General features: G+C 69.3%; 1 protein-coding gene and 1 pseudogene. Both read right to left on the bottom strand.

Translation table 11 applies throughout. The features are described from left to right. The coding region (locus HCU76_RS37480) for a transposase (protein ID WP_218512061.1) at nucleotides 1-317 on the bottom strand (317 nt) is incomplete at its 3' end. Then, nucleotides 269-915 (bottom strand): annotated as a pseudogene (locus tag HCU76_RS37475) (hypothetical protein); the annotation flags it as partial. The pseudogene HCU76_RS37475 and the gene HCU76_RS37480, both read right to left, overlap by 49 nt.

Genomic DNA, 915 nt, shown 5'->3' with positions numbered 1-915 from the left:
CCGACCTTGCCCTCACGCTCGACGAACACCTCCCAGCGCGTCTCGTCGGCATGCCAGTGCGATTGCGCGCGCAGTTGTGTCGACCAGGCCTGGCCCAGTGGCTCGAACAGTCGCGCCAGTTGCCGCAGGCCGTCCGTGACCGTGCCCTGCGAGATGCGCAGGCCCTGATCGGACCACTCGTGCAGCAGGCGGTGCGTGGGCTGCCCGTAGGAGAACTTGGACAGCAGCACGTTCACCCACACCGACACGCCCAGCTTGCCGCGCTCAATCAGCCGCGGCGCCTGCGCCGCGGTGACGATGCCGGCAGGCGCGCGCATTGGCACGTGGGCCGATAGCGACGGCGCCGGATCACGCGCCGGTAGGCCTTGACCTCCAGCTCCACGACCTCGCTGTCCTCGGTACCGGGAAACTCCTTGAGGCCTTGCCCGCACTGCGGACAGACCGCGGCGTCCAGAGCGATCGTCTCGCAGCGCGCAGGCAGCTCATGCGCTTGCCTGCGCCCGTGGCCCGGGCGTCCGCGTTGCTGGCCTCTGGGACGGCGCGAACCTGCTTGCGCATGCCCTGGAGGCGCCACGAATCTGGACTGCTCCGTGCGCGCGCCAAACACGCGTTGGCGCAGATCGCGGATCTGCGCCTGGGCCAGTGCCAATTCCTCACGCAGGCCCGCCTCTCGAAGTCGGGCCTTCTCGATCTCGTGGCGGTGGCGTCGCTCGGTCCAGCGCGCACGCGCCGTCGCACGCTGATGCAGCGACTTGTATTGCCGGGCCGTCATCACCAACTCGATGTGCGCCTGCTTGCTCAGCGTCACCGTCTGCCGGGCGAACGGGGTTGAGCCAGCCCCAGCCACAGTCCCGGCCGGCGATGTCTCATCGCCCACATCGGTTTGCATCGGCAGCACCGTCGCACTCATGGGGG

Source organism: Variovorax sp. dw_308 (assembly GCF_019207085.1).
GTDB lineage: Bacteria > Pseudomonadota > Gammaproteobacteria > Burkholderiales > Burkholderiaceae_C > Variovorax.
This window is presented reverse-complemented; position numbering and strand designations above follow the sequence as displayed.